General features: G+C 65.2%; 16 protein-coding genes. 8 read left to right on the top strand and 8 right to left on the bottom strand.

Going from position 1 to position 16,266, the window contains the following annotated elements:
• The first annotated feature begins 48 nt into the window (after positions 1 to 48).
• The 3 genes from H6A16_RS04155 (at position 49) to H6A16_RS04145 (ending at position 2,360) form a co-directional block, all read left to right on the top strand.
• Positions 49 to 777, top strand: coding sequence for a B3/B4 domain-containing protein (locus H6A16_RS04155; protein WP_204616393.1), 729 nt, complete (start codon positions 49 to 51; stop codon positions 775 to 777).
• A 184-nt stretch (positions 778 to 961) separates the two neighbouring features.
• Positions 962 to 1,411 carry a MarR family winged helix-turn-helix transcriptional regulator gene (locus tag H6A16_RS04150; protein ID WP_204616392.1) on the top strand — a complete coding sequence of 150 codons (450 nt, stop codon included), beginning with the start codon at positions 962 to 964 and terminating at the stop codon, positions 1,409 to 1,411.
• Positions 1,412 to 1,511: 100 nt separating this feature from the next.
• Positions 1,512 to 2,360, top strand: a complete 849-nt coding sequence (locus H6A16_RS04145) for a DegV family protein (protein WP_204616391.1) — start codon at positions 1,512 to 1,514, stop codon at positions 2,358 to 2,360.
• A 126-nt stretch (positions 2,361 to 2,486) separates the two neighbouring features.
• On the opposite strand, the gene H6A16_RS04140 is transcribed toward H6A16_RS04145, so the two are convergent.
• The 3 genes from H6A16_RS04140 to H6A16_RS04130 all read right to left on the bottom strand — a co-directional run bounded on the left by H6A16_RS04140 (position 2,487) and on the right by H6A16_RS04130 (position 3,980).
• On the bottom strand, positions 2,487 to 2,891 hold the full coding sequence (locus tag H6A16_RS04140; protein WP_342589712.1) for a transcriptional repressor: 405 nt from the start codon (positions 2,889 to 2,891) through the stop codon (positions 2,487 to 2,489).
• A gap of 129 nt (positions 2,892 to 3,020) precedes the next feature.
• Complete coding sequence (rnhA, locus tag H6A16_RS04135; RefSeq protein ID WP_204616388.1) at positions 3,021 to 3,509, bottom strand: ribonuclease HI; 489 nt, start codon at positions 3,507 to 3,509, stop codon at positions 3,021 to 3,023.
• 36 nt (positions 3,510 to 3,545) lie between these two features.
• The gene (locus H6A16_RS04130) at positions 3,546 to 3,980 is read right to left on the bottom strand and encodes an acylphosphatase (protein ID WP_239458185.1); all 435 of its coding nucleotides are present in this window, start codon (positions 3,978 to 3,980) and stop codon (positions 3,546 to 3,548) included.
• A 188-nt stretch (positions 3,981 to 4,168) separates the two neighbouring features.
• On the opposite strand from H6A16_RS04130, the gene H6A16_RS04125 reads away from it, so the two are divergent.
• The 4 genes from H6A16_RS04125 to H6A16_RS04110 all read left to right on the top strand — a co-directional run bounded on the left by H6A16_RS04125 (position 4,169) and on the right by H6A16_RS04110 (position 8,071).
• A complete protein-coding gene (locus tag H6A16_RS04125; protein WP_204616386.1) occupies positions 4,169 to 4,336 on the top strand; it encodes a hypothetical protein in 168 nt (55 codons plus the stop codon).
• A gap of 117 nt (positions 4,337 to 4,453) precedes the next feature.
• Complete coding sequence (locus H6A16_RS04120; protein ID WP_204616384.1) at positions 4,454 to 4,675, top strand: hypothetical protein; 222 nt, start codon at positions 4,454 to 4,456, stop codon at positions 4,673 to 4,675.
• An 87-nt stretch (positions 4,676 to 4,762) separates the two neighbouring features.
• Positions 4,763 to 5,950, top strand: a complete 1,188-nt coding sequence (locus tag H6A16_RS04115; RefSeq protein ID WP_204616382.1) for an aldo/keto reductase — start codon at positions 4,763 to 4,765, stop codon at positions 5,948 to 5,950.
• A gap of 216 nt (positions 5,951 to 6,166) precedes the next feature.
• A complete protein-coding gene (locus tag H6A16_RS04110; protein WP_239458184.1) occupies positions 6,167 to 8,071 on the top strand; it encodes a Tat pathway signal sequence in 1,905 nt (634 codons plus the stop codon).
• Between the two features lie 191 nt (positions 8,072 to 8,262).
• Here H6A16_RS04110 and H6A16_RS04105 read toward each other — a convergent pair whose 3' ends face one another.
• From H6A16_RS04105 to H6A16_RS04095, 3 genes are all read right to left on the bottom strand, one after another.
• Positions 8,263 to 9,192, bottom strand: coding sequence for an N-acetylglucosamine kinase (locus tag H6A16_RS04105; protein ID WP_204616380.1), 930 nt, complete (start codon positions 9,190 to 9,192; stop codon positions 8,263 to 8,265).
• Between the two features lie 115 nt (positions 9,193 to 9,307).
• Positions 9,308 to 10,633, bottom strand: coding sequence for a coproporphyrinogen III oxidase family protein (locus H6A16_RS04100; protein WP_204616378.1), 1,326 nt, complete (start codon positions 10,631 to 10,633; stop codon positions 9,308 to 9,310).
• 87 nt (positions 10,634 to 10,720) lie between these two features.
• Positions 10,721 to 12,451 carry a hypothetical protein gene (locus tag H6A16_RS04095; protein ID WP_204616376.1) on the bottom strand — a complete coding sequence of 577 codons (1,731 nt, stop codon included), beginning with the start codon at positions 12,449 to 12,451 and terminating at the stop codon, positions 10,721 to 10,723.
• Between the two features lie 760 nt (positions 12,452 to 13,211).
• Here H6A16_RS04095 and tgt point away from each other — a divergent pair.
• Positions 13,212 to 14,351 (top strand): tRNA guanosine(34) transglycosylase Tgt, encoded by a 1,140-nt coding sequence (gene tgt / locus H6A16_RS04090; protein WP_204616374.1) that lies wholly within the window; start codon positions 13,212 to 13,214, stop codon positions 14,349 to 14,351.
• Positions 14,352 to 14,531: 180 nt separating this feature from the next.
• Here tgt and H6A16_RS04085 read toward each other — a convergent pair whose 3' ends face one another.
• Both H6A16_RS04085 and H6A16_RS04080 read right to left on the bottom strand, forming a co-directional pair.
• Positions 14,532 to 14,726 carry a hypothetical protein gene (locus H6A16_RS04085; protein ID WP_204616372.1) on the bottom strand — a complete coding sequence of 65 codons (195 nt, stop codon included), beginning with the start codon at positions 14,724 to 14,726 and terminating at the stop codon, positions 14,532 to 14,534.
• A 45-nt stretch (positions 14,727 to 14,771) separates the two neighbouring features.
• Positions 14,772 to 16,202 (bottom strand): DUF2252 domain-containing protein, encoded by a 1,431-nt coding sequence (locus H6A16_RS04080; protein WP_204616370.1) that lies wholly within the window; start codon positions 16,200 to 16,202, stop codon positions 14,772 to 14,774.
• Positions 16,203 to 16,266: the final 64 nt, after the last annotated feature.

Raw genomic sequence — 16,266 nt, 5'->3', positions numbered from 1 at the left:
CTCGCATCCGCTCCGCGCTGACGCGGGTGCAACGAAAAGGAGAGTACTATGAAGCGTTTTGTGACCGAGGATTCGTTCTGGCAGCTCTTTCCCTCGGCGGCGATCGGCATCGTGGTCGCCGAGGGCATGAAACCCGCCTTGGAGGTGGATGAGGCGCAGAAGGCCGAGCTCGAGGCGCTGCTCGACCGCGCCAACGTGCTCGCCGAGCGCCATCTCACGAGCGATACCATCTCCGAGAACGAGCCGGTCAAGGCGTGGCGCGAGGCGTATCGCGCGTTCAAGACCAAGAAGGGCGCCCGTTGCTCGATCGAGAACCTGCTCAAGCGCGTGCTCAAGGGCAAGCCGGTGGGGCCGATCACGCCGTCGGTGGATATCTATAACGCCATCTCGCTCAAGTATGCCCTGCCTGTGGGCGGCGAGGATATCGACGCCTTCGTGGGCGACCTGCGCCTGACCGTGACCGAGGGCGGCGACGCCTTCCTGCCGCTCGGCGAGGACGAGGCCGAGGATCCCACCCTGCCCGGCGAGCTGTGCTACCTGGACGATGCGGGCGCAGTCTGCCGTTGCTGGAACTGGCGCGATGGCCAGCGCACGGCGCTGACCGACGATTCCCGCAACGCCTTTTTGATCATCGAGTGCGTCGAGCCGGCTCGCGTGGACGATTGCCGTGCCGCCATCGACGAGCTTGCGGAGCTTGTCGAGCGCTACCTGGGCGCCACGATCGCCGTCAAGGATGTGATCACGAGCGATCACCGCGAGGTCGTGATTGCCCAGTAGCCCGCAGGAGGTTACTTCACCTTTGCCTGTCGGCCGTTCGGAGGTGGGTTCTTCGGACGGCCGACGCATATTGATACCATGGGTTTTAGGTGGTTACGCGAAGCGATGGCGCTCCGTGTCGGCCGACAGGACCGCGCCAGCGTACAATGTTAACCAGTTGACATCTATATGCGTGGAGGCCGTGATGGAGAAGGCGAGATTCGAGGATTTCGTAGGGCTCATATCCCTCATCTCCAAGGAGATCCAGCGCATCAAGACGGTGGAGGCCGGCAAGCTCGGCCTCAAGGGCTCCGACATCATGTGCCTGTACTACCTGGGTGAGCATGAGGAGGGCCTGACCGGTGCCGAGCTCGCGCGCGAGGCGGAGGTGACGCGCGCCGCGGTTTCGCGCACGCTTTCGCGTCTCGAGGAAGAGGGATTCGTCGAGGTCTGCGGCGAGGAGGCAACCGGTTCGCGCTATCGAGCGCCCGTGCGCCTGACCGAGCGCGGTCAGCGCGTCAACGCGGAGGTGGGCGAGATCATCCGCCGCGTTGTGATCGAGGTGGGCGAGGAGCTCGGCGATATCCAGCGCGTCCAGATGTACCGTTCGCTCAATGTGATCCTCGAGCGCCTTAAGGGCATCTCGCGCGAGTAGCCGGTTCGTTCGGAAGCACATCGACCAAACTTGGAATCCATAGCAGGCAACACGGGTTGCAACGAGCGCTCGGGATGCCGGGCGCGGGGAAGGAGACAGCATGTCCGTGCGTATCATCACCGATTCGGGAAGCGACATCGTCGGCAACGCGAATCCGAATCTCACCGTCGTGCCCCTGTCCATCGCCTTCGGCACCACCGTGTACCAAGATGGCGTCGACCTATCGCATGAGCATTTCTACGAGCTGCTCGTGGAGGGGTCCGACCTCCCCACGACCGGCCAAGTGACGCCCTACGCCTTCGGCGAGGCGATCGATGCCGCCCAGGCCGATGGCAGCGAGGTCGTTATCATCACGCTTTCCGGCAAGCTGTCGGGGACCTATGAGAGCGCGGTCGCCGCCGCGTCGGAGCGTGCCGGCGTGTACGTCGTGGACAGCAAGAACGTGACCGTGGGCGAGCGCATCCTCGTGGATTACGCGCTGCGCTTGGTCGATGAGGGCATGGGCGCTGCGGAGGTCGCTGCGAAGCTCGAGGAGGCGCGCGAGCGCGTGAACCTTATTGCGCTGCTGGACACCCTCGAGTACCTGCGTCGCGGAGGCCGCATTCCCGCAGCGGTCGGCGCCGTGGGAGAGCTGCTTTCCATCAAGCCGGTCGTGTCGATCGTCGAGGGCGAGGTCGCGATCCTCGGCAAGGCGCGCGGCTCCAAGAACGGCCGCAACCAGCTGCGCCAGCAGATCGAGAAGACCGGCGCGATCGATTTCGACATGCCGGTCGCGCTCGGCTATACCGGGCTTTCCGACGCGCTGCTGCAGAAATACCTCGCCGACAACCGCGAGCTGTGGGAGGCCCATCTGGGCGCCGAGGCCCTGCCCATCCACCGCGTGGGCGCGACGATCGGCACACACGCCGGCCCCGGCGCCATCGTGGTGGCATACTTCCATAAGGCATAGAGGGGCTTCCATCTGGCCCCTTCATCCGATGGGGGCGGCCCTAAACCATAAAGCAACGCGCCCCGCGCTCGCCTAAGAGGGAGCGTGGGGCGCGTCATCGTTACGCGCATTGTCCGTGCGCGGCGGCTAGTTCGCCGTGTTCGCGAGCTTCTGCTGGCACGCGGGGCAGATGCCCTCGAAGATCGTGCGATGGGTGGTGATGGCGTAGCCGGTGCCCGTCGCGACGGCGTCATCGGCATCGCGGTCGTAGGGAACCGTCGCGTCGACGACTGCGCCGCACTCGGTGCAGACCACATGCGCGTGGTCGTCGAGGCGCAGGTCGAAGCGGTCGCCACCGGGTGCCTTCACGCAGGTGATGGCATGCTCGCCCTCAAGAAAGCGCAGGTTGCGGTAGACGGTCGCACGGCTGACCCGGTCGTCATGCGCGCGGACGTCGAGATAGATGTCCTCTGCGGTCGGGTGGTCGCGGCGGTTGCGTACTGCCTCGAGCACCAGGGTGCGCTGCCTTGTGTTTCGGCGCTGGATAGCCACAGACGACCTCCTCATTGATATCGATTCCTATTTAATTTCATCAAATCGGAACCCCTGAATCAAGCGGCTGACGTCGTCTCCACAAAACGGCATGTCATTTGGCGTATGACGCCGGCAAACTCCTGCCCGTCAGTCGAGGTCCGCCTCCGAGAAGCCCTCGTCCTCATAGCGCGGCCCGTTGTCCGCCGCGGTGGTGGCAAGCTGGTCGCAGCGCTCGTTGAACGTGTGTCCGGCATGGCCCTTGACCCAGACGTAGCTCACGGAATGCGGCTCCATGGCGGCAAGCAGGCGCTTCCAAAGGTCGGGGTTCTTCACGGGCTTCTTGGCGGCGGTCTTCCAGCCGCGCTTCTTCCAGCCGTCGATCCAGTGCTTGTTGAACGCGTTCACCACGTACTGCGAATCGGAATGGACCTCGACGTCGCAGGGGCGGTTGAGCACCTCGAGGGCGGCGATCACCGCCATGAGCTCCATCCGGTTGTTGGTCGTGCGCTCGTACCCGCGCGAAAGCTCGAGCACGTGAACCTTGCCCGAGGGGGCGGTGTAGCGCAGCACGGCTCCGTACCCGCCGCGGCCGGGGTTGCCGCGGGCGGCGCCGTCGGTGTAGATGGTGACGTTCAAGCGGAGGGTCCTTTCACGGGGCGATCAGCCGGACCATTATAGGTCGATGCCGGGTTCGTAGCGCGCCTCGAATTGCCCCTCGCCGTCCACCGCGGCCAGCAGGACCTCGCTCTCGAGCCAGATGCGATTGCGAAAGCGCTGGTAGTAGGCGTGGATCTCGTCGAGATGGCGGATGATCTGGCGGGGCGTCCCCTGAACCTCCATGAGGACCGAGCCGTCGTCGAGGTTGCAGACCCAACCGGTGATCCCGATGTCGCGGGCGATCCACGTGTTGTTCCAGCGGAAGCCCACGCCCTGGACCTCGCCGGTGAAGCGCAGGCGCAGACGCAGGGGCGTCTGCTCGCGGGCGGGATCGCCGAGGAGCTCCTGCAGGCGCTCGATGAGCTTGCGCTCGAGCGGGCTGCGCTCCGTGGGCGTCGGGTCGGCGTCGTTGCCGGCTCCCCAAGCGCGGATGCGATCCATGAGACCCATGGCCTACCTCCGTATCGTCTGTGCTGCTGTGGGCTTTCGAGATTCAGTGTACCCGGCTGGGCTTAAATGGGAACAGCGACAAGATGGGGCCAGGTACAAACTTGTCGGGGATTTCCCGTGCGCGCGAGGTATAGGGAAAATCCGCTCTGGGGGATAATGGAGGGAAGAAGCAACAGGGAAGGGCCTCGATGGAGATTCTGGTGTATATCGCGATCCTGCTGGTGATCGCAGCGGTCATATCGCTCGTGTTGTCGTTTGTGGGCACGGTGCTCGTGGGCGCGCTGCGTCTGCTGCCGATCGTCTTCGCCGCGCTGGCGATCGCCGTGTTCGTGCGCTGGTACCGCGACAGGCAGTGACGCTTGCGCCCGGCATGCCGGCTTTCCGCCCGCGGTGTGTTCATTATTTGAAGTGGTTTCCCATGGCTAACTATATGCGACAATGATGGTCGCAATTTAACGACACGAGGGGACGACATGGGAAAGACGGTCATCAAGTTCTGCAAGAAGTGCTCGGGTATCAAGCCGAAGGACCTCAAAGGCGTCATCGACAAGGACTTCTGGAAGGAAGGGTGCGTGCACGCGTGCGTCAAGAAGGGCTCCGATTCCGGCCGCACCTTTGCGCGTATCGACGGCAAGCTCGTGGTCTGCCCCTCGAAAAAGGAGCTCATCAAGAAGATGAAAGAGGCGGTGGGGTAGGCCTTTTTCCTGCGGGCGCTTAGGCGCGGTACAATGGCTCGCATGCTGCGGTGACGCCGCGGCAGTGGGTTCGGCGAAAGGATGCCCGTGCAGTACCGGATAGACCCCAAAAGCGGCAATCGCATCTCGGCGCTCGGCCTCGGGTGCATGCGCCTGCCCGGGTTCGCGCTAGGTAAACCCGACGCTCGTGCCGCCGACGCCATCATCTCGGAGGCGGTGGCCCAGGGCGTCAACTACCTCGACACGGCGTATCTGTATCCGGGAAACGAGGAGGCGGTCGGCGCCTCGCTCGAGCGCTTGGGCCTGCGCGACCGCGTGTTCGTGGCAACGAAGCTTCCCCATGCCTCGTGCAAGCGCTATGAGGACTTCGACCGCATCTTCGACGAGCAACTGCGCCGCTTGCGCACGGACCATATCGACTACTATCTCATGCACAACATCACGAGTCCCGTGCAGTGGGAGCGCGTCTGCTCGCTCGGTATCGAGGGGTGGATCGCCAAGCAGAAGGCCGCGGGCCGCATCCGTCGGATCGGGTTTTCCTTCCATGGCAGCTCGGTCGACTTCCCCGTGCTGCTCGAGGCCTACGATTGGGATTTCTGCCAGATCCAGTACAACTACGCCAACGAGACCTACCAGGCCGGCACCACCGGCCTCAAGGCGGCGGCTGCGCGCGGTATGGCGGTCTTCGTCATGGAACCGCTGCTCGGCGGAAGGCTCACCGACAAGCTGCCCGGCGCGGCGAAGCGCCTGCTCTCGCAGACGGCCGACTCGCAGCTGACCACGCCTGCCGCCTGGGGCCTTTCCTGGGTATGGAACCATCCCGAGGTCACGATGCTGCTCTCGGGCATGACGAGCGCCGAGCAGGTGGCCGGCAACGCGGCTGTGGCCTCAGCGGCGCTGCCCGGGTCCATGACCGCAGAGCAGCTGGCGACGATCGCGCGCGTGGTCGAGCTGTTCGAGCGCGCGAACCGCGTGCCGTGCACGGGCTGCAGCTATTGCATGCCCTGTCCGCACGGGGTGAACATCCCGGGGTGCTTCGCCGCCTATAACGTGAGCTACGCCCACAGTTGGTTCACGGGCATGCAGCAGTACTTCACGGCGAGTGCCATCCGCACGGGGCAGCCGCGGCTGGCGAGCAACTGCGTGGGATGCGGCGCCTGCACGCGCCATTGCCCGCAGCATATCGATATCCCCGCGCGTCTGCGCGACGTCCAGCGCCGCCTGCAGCCCGGGCCGATCGGCCTTGCGCTCAAGGTGATGACCCGCTCCAGGTAGGGCCGGGCCCCGTTTCGCTTGCGCTGGCGGGATGCCGCCTCCAGCGTGGTCATCCAGTACCAGATGCTTTTTGGGTCCTTTGCGGGGCCCCGTTTTGGCATTTCGGTACCAGATGGCCACGGCCGATTGGCCGTGCAAAAGAGGCCCTCGATGCCGGATGGCCGCTGCGCGCGCGGTATCATGGTTGAACGTGAACGCTACGGCAAAGGAGTCTCCATGGCCAACGACCATGACGACCTGTTCAGGATGCTGCGCATGATGGGCATCCCCGCACCCGATACGTCGGACGAGGACGCCATCCCCGTCGATGCCGTCATCGGCGACCCCGACGACGAGGGGGCATCCGAAGGCAGTGTGCCGCCGGACAAGAAGGGCAAGGGTTCCGGAAAGGGCGGCCGTCGCGGCTCGCGCATGCGCTCGGGCAACGACCTGCTCGACGCTATCGCCCGCTGGAGCAAACGGGCGCTGATCATCGCGCTCATCGTGCTCGCGGTCGTGCTGGCGGCGAGCTACTGGTGGTTCCATCCGGCGCTCAACCTGCAGAGCCCGATGGTATGGAGCTGGATCATCTTCATCGCGCTGATCGTCGCGGTGGTGCTCAAGGTCCTGTCGCTGCGCGCGAGCAAGCACGCGATGCTCCTGCGCCGCCTGATCATCCTTCCCGCGGCGGTGCTTGTGGCTTTCGTGGTGGGCGTGATCGCCGGCCTGCCGATCATCCCCGGCAACGCCGAGCGCTATGCGACGGTGCTTGAAACGACCGATGGAACCTTCTCGGACGACATCGAGGAGGTCGACTATTCCGAGGTTCCCGTGATCGACCGCGCGTCGGCCATCCTGCTGGGTGCCCGCGCGATGGGTTCCATCCCCGAGTACGTGAGTCAGTTCGAGATCTCTGACGCGTATAGCCAGATCAACTACCACGGGCGTCCGGTGCGCGTGAGCCCGCTCACCTATGCGGACCTGTTCAAGTGGCTCTCCAACCGCAACGAGGGCATCCCGGCGTACGTGCTCGTCGACATGGTGACGCAGGAGGCCGAGGTCGTGCGCTTGGATGAGCCCATCAGGTACAGCGAGTCCGAGCCGCTTGCGCGCAATATCGACCGCTACGTGCAGCTCAAGTACCCCACGTACATGTTCGACCAGAAGTCGTTCGAGCTCGACGAGGAGGGTACGCCCTGGTGGGTGTTCCCGGTGCAGCGCCGCACGATCGGCCTGTTCGAGGGCACGACCATCCGCCGCGTGGTGCTCGTGAACGCCTGCACGGGCGAGACGCTCGACTACGACATCGAGGAGGTGCCGACCTGGGTTGACCGCGCCTACCCGAGCGACCTGCTGATCCAGCAGTACAACTGGAGCGGCATGTACGCCAACGGATGGCTCAACTCGTGGCTGGGCCAGCGCGACGTCGTGCGCACGACGAGCGGCACCGACGGCATGCTCGGCTATAACTATCTCGCCCAGGGCGATGACATCTACCTGTACACGGGCGTGTCGAGCGTGACGGCCGACAGCTCCATCATCGGCTTCATCCTGGTGAACCAGCGCACGGGCGAGTCGCACTTCTACCCGGTTGCGGGCGCTACGGAGGACTCGGCCATGGCGAGTGCCGAGGGCGAGCTGCAGAACCTGCGCTACCAGGCGACCTTCCCGCTGCTGCTCAACGTGGCGGGCGAGCCGACGTACTTCATGTCGATGAAGGACGACGCCGGCCTCGTCAAGATGTACGCCATGATCAACGTCGAGCATTACCAGAACGTGGCGACGGGCAGCACGGTCGCCACCTGCCAGGATGGTTATCTGGCGATGCTTGCGGCCGACGGCACGCTCTCCGACGAGCAGGCGGCGCAATCCGGTGCGCAGGAGAAGGTCGAGGGCAAGATCGCCACGATCGCGCAGGCGGTCATCGACGGCAATTCGCACTTCTACGTGACGCTCGAGGGTTCGAGCGAGATCTACGATTTCGCCCTGCCCGAGATGCTTGCGATTGTGCGCTACCGCGTGGGCGATGCGATCAGCTTCACATGCACGGCGGAGGAGGCAGTGGCTGAGTCCGAGGAGGATGTCGACGCGGATGCTGCCGGCAGCGAGGCGCTTGTGCGCCCGGTGACCGCGATCGAGTAAGGGGCAGCACGGGCGCTCTGGGGCTTAGCGGCTCTGGCACGCTCCGATGTGCGCCTTCGGAACACCCGTTGAGCTATGGCTGTGCGCTTTGGGAACATATTTCGCCGAGATGTGTTCCCAAAGCGCACAGCCGTTTCGTATGGATGTTCCCTTTGCGCTCAGCCGCTTGAGGAGGGGCGGAGGCGCAGAGGCTAAAGGCGAGGGTCGCTGGACAGACGATCTTTCAGGATGAGGACGGCGCCCAGGTCCGGTTCATGTGCGGGGGCGACGAGCCGGCAGCAGGAGGGGAGTGCGGCTGCGAGCGGCTCCAGGATGAGCCGCCCCGCCCGAAATGTTCCGCCGATGTAGGTCACGGGGACCGACCCGGGCGTGTCGGCAAGATCGCCGAACAGGGAGCGCACGAGTGCGGCGACCATATCCGCCTCCTCGTGCGCGGCGCGGCGGAATATGCCGAGGGCACTGGCGTCTCCAGCTTCTGCAGCGCGGCTTACCAGCTGGGACAGCGCGGCGATGCGCGTGCGGTCGGCGATGTGCGCCTGCGCGAAGGCGATGATGTCGAAGTCATCGGCAAGGGCGAGCTCCTCGCGCACGAGGTCGTAGAGCGGTCCGCGCTCGTCGCGCCCATCGGCCTGACGGGTGAAGGCGCGCAGCAGCTCGCGCCCCATCCAGCCACCGCTTCCCTCGTCGCCGATCTCGTAGTCCCAACCGCCGCAGCGCTGGCGGCGCTCGCCGCGCACGCCGAGAGCGATCGATCCGGTGCCGGCGATCAGGGCGATGCCGTCCGCCATGTCGAGTCCTGCCGCCCAAGCGGCCTCGACATCGTTTACCAGCGCGAAGGGATGGCCGTCTGCAAGATCGCGCGCGGTGTCGGCAATCGCTGCGTCCGCTTCGGCGTTCTCTCCGTAGCCGCAGATGGAATAGCCGATACCGTACGGAGCGCCTAGCAGGCCTGCGTCGTGCGCCCAGGCGGTACCCTGCGCCAACACGTCGCGCATACCGTCGATGCCCGCCTGCGCGTAATGGCAGGTGGGCAGCACGAGCCGATCTGCCGCGACGAGTCGCTCGTCATACACCGTGAACGCGGTCTTGGTCCCACCGCCATCGACGCCAAGCCAACGCATAACCATTCCTTTCTTCGTGACAACCAGGTCAGGTCCCAGGGGGCGACAGCCAGGGCGGGGCCGGGGGCGACAGCCGGGGCTGTCACGCGCTGGGGTCCGTCCGAGATGCCGTATCTTACGCGGGCGTGCCGTCGCCGAACAGCAGCTCGTGCTCGGGGCCGGTGAGCGCGGCGCGCGCTTGGTCGCGCAGCTCGTTCAGGCCCGAGAGGAACTGTCGCTGCATCACGAGGGCATAGTAGCGGCCCTTGGGCGTCAGGGTGAGCTCTTCGGGGGTGTCGGTCGCAAAGGCGCCGTTCGCGCGCATGAAGGCCATCTCAACAGGCAGGCCGCGCTCGACGGTCTCGCCGAAATCGGCCTCGAAGCGCTTTTTGTCGAGCCGCAGCGAATACAGATCCTGCATGAAGCGGTAGCGCATGAGGTCGCGCTTGCTCATCTTCGTCTTGCCCATGAGCGACATGTGGCCGGCCTCGATGTCCTCGTTGTACTGCTTGAGCGAGAACGTGTTCACGTAGATGGTGCCGTTCAGGTGCGTGACCGCGCCGCTGCCGATGGCGGGGTATTCCTCGTAGGTCACGCCGAACTCGTCGACCGGAACCTCACCGCATGCGTGCAGATCGTGTCCGCGACGGTTGAACGTCCACACCGTGCGTCGGTCGAACGCCGCGTCCGGACCCTCGGCAAGCGCCTCGTCGAGCATGAGGTAGTACTCGTACTCGCGCGCGTAGGCCGGGCTTCCCAGCGTGTCGAGCATCTTCTTGGTCGTCGCGCGCGAGAAGTACAGCGGCGAGAACGTGGTCTGCTGGCAGCCGCAGGCGCGGATCATCTCGACGTCGTGCATGAGCACCTCGGGCGTCTGCGAGGGGAAGTTGAAGATCATATCGACGTTCAGGATGTCGAAGTAATCTTTGGCCTCGCCGATGCGCTCGAAGATTTCGGCGCCACTGCCGTATTTCTCGTAGCGGTCCATCTGGCGCAGCAGGTCGTCGTTGAAGCTCTGCACGCCGACGGACAGGCGCTGCACACGGCCCTTGAGCTTTTCCAGATACGGGCGGGTGAGGTGGTTGGGGTTCGTCTCGCTCGAGACCTCCTGGATCGAAAACAGGTCGCGCGCGAGGTCGAGCGTCTCGCAGAGCTCGTCGATCATGATGGTCGGCGTGCCGCCGCCGCAGTAGATGCTCTCGAAGTCATAGCCCAGGTCCTTCAGCATGAGCATCTCGCGGCGCAGGTTCTTGAAGTAGGGCCGCGCGATCTCCTTGCGGAAGGGGTAGCGGTTGAAGCTGCAATAGGGGCAGAGCCGCTGGCAGAAGGGAATATGCATGTAGAGCATGTAGTGCATGCCGGGCTTGGGGCCGGGCATCATCTTCTCGGTGACGGGCTCCATCTGGAGTTCGTGCTTGGTCATGGTCTTGATGACGCCGGTGAGCATGCGTTCTGAGAGCAAAGCCGGGTCCTTTCGATGAGGGATGCGCATAAGTCGCGGGCGGAGGCGGGACGAACGTGCCCGCATGACCGCCCGCGACGTGCGAGGTTACAGAATGAACAGCGCGATCGCTACGATGATGAGGATGATGACGATCGCGACGGCGATGATGCCGATGAAGCGCATGCGCGACTCGCGCGTGAGCTCGCGGACCGACGCCTCGGCTGCGGCGAGGGACTGCACCTGCTGGAGCTGATCGTCGTGCTCGGCGGTGTCGGCGGCAAGGGCGGAGGCGATGCGCTCGGTAACGTCGGGGTTGTCATGGATGCTCGCCGCGTCGGCGATGATGCGGTCCGCCTCGGCGATCTCGGCCTCGGCGGAAGCCTGGGCCTCCTGCTGCTCCTTGAGGTCGTGCTCCTGGTCGGAGATCTTGGACTTGAGGGCCTTCTGGCGGCTCGAGGCATCCTTGCGGGCGGCGTCGAGCGCCTCGCGCGCGGCGGCGGTCTGGTCGGTTACGGCGCGGAACGCCTCCTTCGCCTCGGCGATGGGGCGCTCGGATTCGGCGACGGCCTCCTGCGCCGCCGCAAGCGACGCCTCCGCATCTGCCTGCACACGGGGAAGCTCCTCGTTCGCGCGGCGCAGCTCCTCGGTGGCATCGGCGATCTCGGCGGCAAGCTCGTTGTCGCGGATGCTGTAGGCGGCGGAGTTCGCCGACGGGTTGCGCTGGATCTCGGCGTATTCCTCGCGCAGCGTGTTGAGGCGCGCGGTCGCGGCCTCGACGGCGTGCTGGGCGGTCTCGACGCTCGACGCGCCCGCCTCGCGAGCCTTCTCGACGCCGCGCTGGGCATCGGTCAGGCGGCGCTTCATGCGGTTGGCGGACTCGCGCGCCTCCTCCTCCTTGCGCTCGGCAGCCTCGAGGGCCGACTTTAGGCGCTTCTCGGTGGCGGCATCGCTCGCCTTCATGTCGTCGAGCTGCTTTTTCAGCGTTTCGATCTGGCTGGCGATGGTCTTCTGGAGCGCGATGGCGGCGTTTGCGGCTGCCTGCGCGCCCTTCTTGCGCGTGGTCTGCTCGTTTACGATCTCCGGATAGCGCTCGGTGACGTCGCGGCGGTAGGCAAGCTCCTCGGTCTGGCTGGCGATGCGCTCCTCGAGCTCCTCGAGCATGTCGCGCGCCTCGGCGTGGGCGCGCTTGGCGTGGCGCATCTCGCGCACGGCGCCGACGCCCTGCTGGATGTAGGTTCCCACCGTGCTGGCGGCCTCGGCTGCATTGTGCGCGAAGGTCTCGGCGGCAGAGGGGCCCTTGGGCTCGGTGGGAGCGGGTGCGGTATCGGACTGCGGCTCGGCGACAAGGCTGCCGTTTGCCGGGACGCCCCCGTCGATCACCTCAAAGCCCTCGGGCAGAGGCTCGGGGTCGTCTCCGAAGTTGCCGTTTTCGTCGCGCGCGAGGAACTCGGGCAGGACGCCCTCGTAGGGTTGATCTTCGGCGGTAACCTCAGGGTCGGCGCTTTCTAGAGTCTCCGCGACGGGTTCCAGCTCCTCCGCGCCGAGAATGTCGGCCGTGGGCTCGACATCGGCGCTCTCGAGGTTGGTTTTCTCGTCGGCTGCCTCCAGCGGGGCCTCCTCGTCCGCGCCGGCATCGTCTGCCTCGATGACCTCATCGGCAGCGGACTCGAGATCGGCAGCCTCGGGCTCCGGTTCGGGCTCGGGCGTCGCTGCGATATCGCCCTCCGACTCCGCGCTCTCGTTCTGCTCGGTGAGCTCCTTGGGCTCCGTTTCGCTTGCTATCGCTGTATCCTCGTCCTGGACGCCGGGCTTTTTCTCGATTCGCTCGTCGCTCATGGTGGCTCCATTCATATGCGCGGGCCGCTGTCCGCGCCTCGGTTCACCCGTCCATGATATACCCTTGGGCAGACAGGTAGGAGGGTTTTGGCCCATGGTCACGCTACGTTTAAATCGTGTTCGGGTTGGGGTCCTTTGCCGGCGGCGGAGGATCTGTTTTTGCGGCGCCTGCGGTCGCAGCCCGGACTGCTGTCGACCATAGGGGGCGCGGGTATTCCAGTTTTCGGTTTCTACTGGGGTGGGCTGCAGAGGTAATGCCACGCAATAATAGACGGCGCGTCGCTTATTCGCTCAGTTGGGCGGCGGCAGCGCTCTCGATCAAGAACAAAAAGACCCCCGGTACCAAATCTGCGACTTTTGAGATATCTCACCAAAATGATGGGCTGATCTAAGCGCGAAGCAGGTTTGGTTTTATGCACTCAAGTTAGAATTCCGCAGCACGGCGAGCTCAGTTGATACATTTCCATAAGCGATACAGCGTCACTTATCTGAAACCCTCTCAAAAGTCGCAAATTTGGTACCGCGACCTGTTGAGCAGGCCCCATTAGAGCTCAAAATACCCTTCGCGCGAGGGCCGAACGGGGTCGACGCACTCCCTGTACCGTTTCCGATCGCTCGCCGGCCTCCGCTCTGCAATCCCGAAAGCCCCCGAACCGCCCCAGTTTTGCTTTTCCCGCGCATACGGCATGCGGCCGGTATACTGGGTGGCTGAAAAACCACGACGTCGCGCCGCCCGGAGGCGCGCAAGAACGGATGCCCCATGGACCAGAAGCTCTTCACCTACGACATCGTCGCCGAGGACCCCAAAACGCATGCGCGCGCGGGTATCCTCCACACTCCGCACGGCGACATCGAGACGCCCATCTTCATGCCGGTGGGCACGAAGGCCAACGTGAAGGGCATTCCGACCGAGACTGTGAAGGAGCTCGGTGCCCAGATCGTGCTCGCCAATACCTATCACCTGGCCATGCGCCCGGGCGAGGACCTTATCGATGAGCTCGGCGGCCTGCACAACTTCATGAACTGGCACGGTCCCATCCTTACCGATTCGGGCGGTTTCCAGGTCTTCTCCCATGGCGATGCCGTCAAGCTCACCGACGAGGGCGTCCGCTTCATCGCAACCGATTACGATGGCAGCCACGTGTTCTGGACTCCCGAGGACAACATGGCCATCGCGCAGAAGCTGGGTTCCGACATCTGCATGCAGCTCGATCAGTGCCCGGGCTATCCGGCGACGCGCGCCTATGTGGAGCGCGCCGTCGAGCTCTCCAGCATGTGGGCCGAGCGCTGCTACGTGGCGCATACGCGTCCCGACCAGGCGCTGTTCGGCATCGTGCAGGGCGGCATGCACCTCGATTTGCGCCTGCGCAGCCTGCGTCACCTGGAGGAATGCGGCGACTTCCCGGGCTACGGCATCGGCGGCTACTCGGTGGGCGAGGACCACGAGACGATGTTCGAGTCGCTGACCCCGCTCGTGTCCGAGCACATGCCGCGGACCAAGCCCCGCTACCTCATGGGCGTGGGCAACCCCACGACGCTCGTGCGCGGCGTGGGCATCGGTATCGACATGTTCGACTGCGTGCTGCCGACGCGCACCGGCCGCATGGGAACGGCGTTCTCCCACGAGGGGCGCCTGAACTTCCGCAACGCCCGCTTCGCACGCGACGCCGGCCCCATCGATCCGCAGTGCACCTGCCCGGTATGCACGGGCGGCTACAGCCGTGCACTCATCCGCCACATGGTCACGCAGAAGGAGATGCTCGGCGGCATCCTGCTGTCCATGCATAACATCTACTTCCTGCTCGACCTCATGCGCCAGGCGCGCGCCGCCATCATCGAAGGTCGCTACGCCGAGTTCCAGCAGCGCTGGATGGACAGCCCTGCCGCGAAGGACTACTAGGTAGCGCGTGCCACGCCGCGCTGCGGCGACGCCAAGGACGACTGAGCGCTATCGGAACATCGTCGAAGCAAAACTGTGCGCTATGGGAACACCTTGAGGCCTCAAGGTGTTCCCATAGCGCACAGTCATTGTGCTGCGGGGGATGCGGAAGCGCTCAGCTGGCGGGCGCGGGACTTTCCGTCACTCCGATCCGTCCGAAAGGTCGGCATCCGGTTCATTGGGCCTCCAAAACGTCAGCAGCGTCTTGCCGTAGAGCGTTTGGGCGCTTGCCTTGAGCTCCCACCCTTGGGCTTCCATGCGGTTGGCCTCGGTGTCGATCGCCTCGGCGATTCGGCCGGCGGTCATCTTGTTCTCTATGACGACGGTGCGGTACATGGTTCCTCCTCGATGAAAGATCGGGACCCGTCCCCAAACTTGCAGCTACGCGAGCTCGCCGCGTTCGATCTTGGTGCAAAACAGGTCGTAGTCGGCCTCGTTCTGGTCGGCGTAGGCCTGCGCGAAATCCCACAGCGCGTCGTCGAAGGCGTCGCCGTCGCCCAGGTAGGCCGCAATGGCGATGCCGTCGCCGGTGCGCGCGTGCGCATGCGCGAGCGACCAGGCGCACAGCCGGCTCGTGCTGGCAAGGCCTTCGGTGCCGATGCCCTCCAGGTCGATCGACCCCTTGCCGTTCCACAGCTGGCGCACGTAGTAGTCGCGCGTGCCGGTGCCGGGCAGCTCGATGCTGGTCCAGCCGAGCAGCATGTCGCTCGTGGACTGGATGAGCCGCTGCCCCTGCACCACGCGCTCGCCATGGCTGGTAAAGGGCGCGCTGCCATAGAAGCGCTCGATCACCGACTGCTGCGCCTCCTTCATCTGCAGCACAAGCGGGTCATCGACATCGCGGCCCTCCATGAGCGCGATCCAGGCGCGTGTACCCACGCTGCCCACGCCCACGACCTTGCGCGCGATATCGACCGGCGTGTAGCGGTTGACTAGGCAGCGCACGTCGTACGAGATGTTATCGAGATAGCGGGCGTACAGCTCCGCGATGCGCTGTGAAAGCTCGTCAGCGCCGGCTCCCTCGAAGCCGCCAAGCTCGCTGAGCGGTACCAGCGCCGGGGGCTCCACATTGAAGCGGAGGTGTCCGTCTTCGCCGATGTGGGCGAGCTTGTCGGCGGCACGAACGCTGTCCTTCGCCGCTGCCTTTTCCATCGCGCGGCGCAGGGTGCGGCTCTGCTTGCCGCTGAGTTCGTCCTCAAAACGCGCGACGGTGCTTTCGAGGTCCAGATGCGCATGCCAGATGTCGAGCTCGCGCATCTCGGCGAAGCGCGCCATGGCATGGCGGTACGCCTTCGCGCATGCGCGCACGGCGGCCTTCCGGTCCGATTTGCCGAAGCCTCGGTCGCGGCCGCAGATCTCGACACTCGCGATCAGCCGCTTGATGTCCCATTCCCACGGGCCGGGCGCCGTTTCATCGAAGTCGTTGATGTCGAACACCAGGTGGCGCGTATGGCTCGCGAAGATGCCGAAGTTGCCGATATGCGCGTCGCCCACGCACTGGACCTCGATGCCGGTTGTCGGCGTGGTGGCAAGGTCGCGCGCCATGATGATCGCCGTGCCGCGATAGAACGTGAAGGGAGAGACGCACATGCGCTCGTGGCGAAGGCCGATGAGGTCGGGAACACGGGTCGCGTTCTGCTCGACGAGCAGCCCGATGGCGTCCTCGCGACCCTCGTGAACCTCCCAGATGCCGTGGGAGCTGCGCGGGCATGCCTCGCGCGCCTGCTTGCCGCGCTGCCGCCGCGCATCGACGTCGCCGCGGTGGCGGCGATCGGGCGTAGACAGGTGCTTGCCTTGGGTGTCTTTCGGCATGGGGCCTCCAGGTGGAACGGATCCGCTTGCCGCGGACCCGACCGCGGCGCTTGCATCCGATTGT

Source organism: Collinsella tanakaei (assembly GCF_016900375.1).
Taxonomy (GTDB): domain Bacteria; phylum Actinomycetota; class Coriobacteriia; order Coriobacteriales; family Coriobacteriaceae; genus Collinsella.
This window is presented reverse-complemented; position numbering and strand designations above follow the sequence as displayed.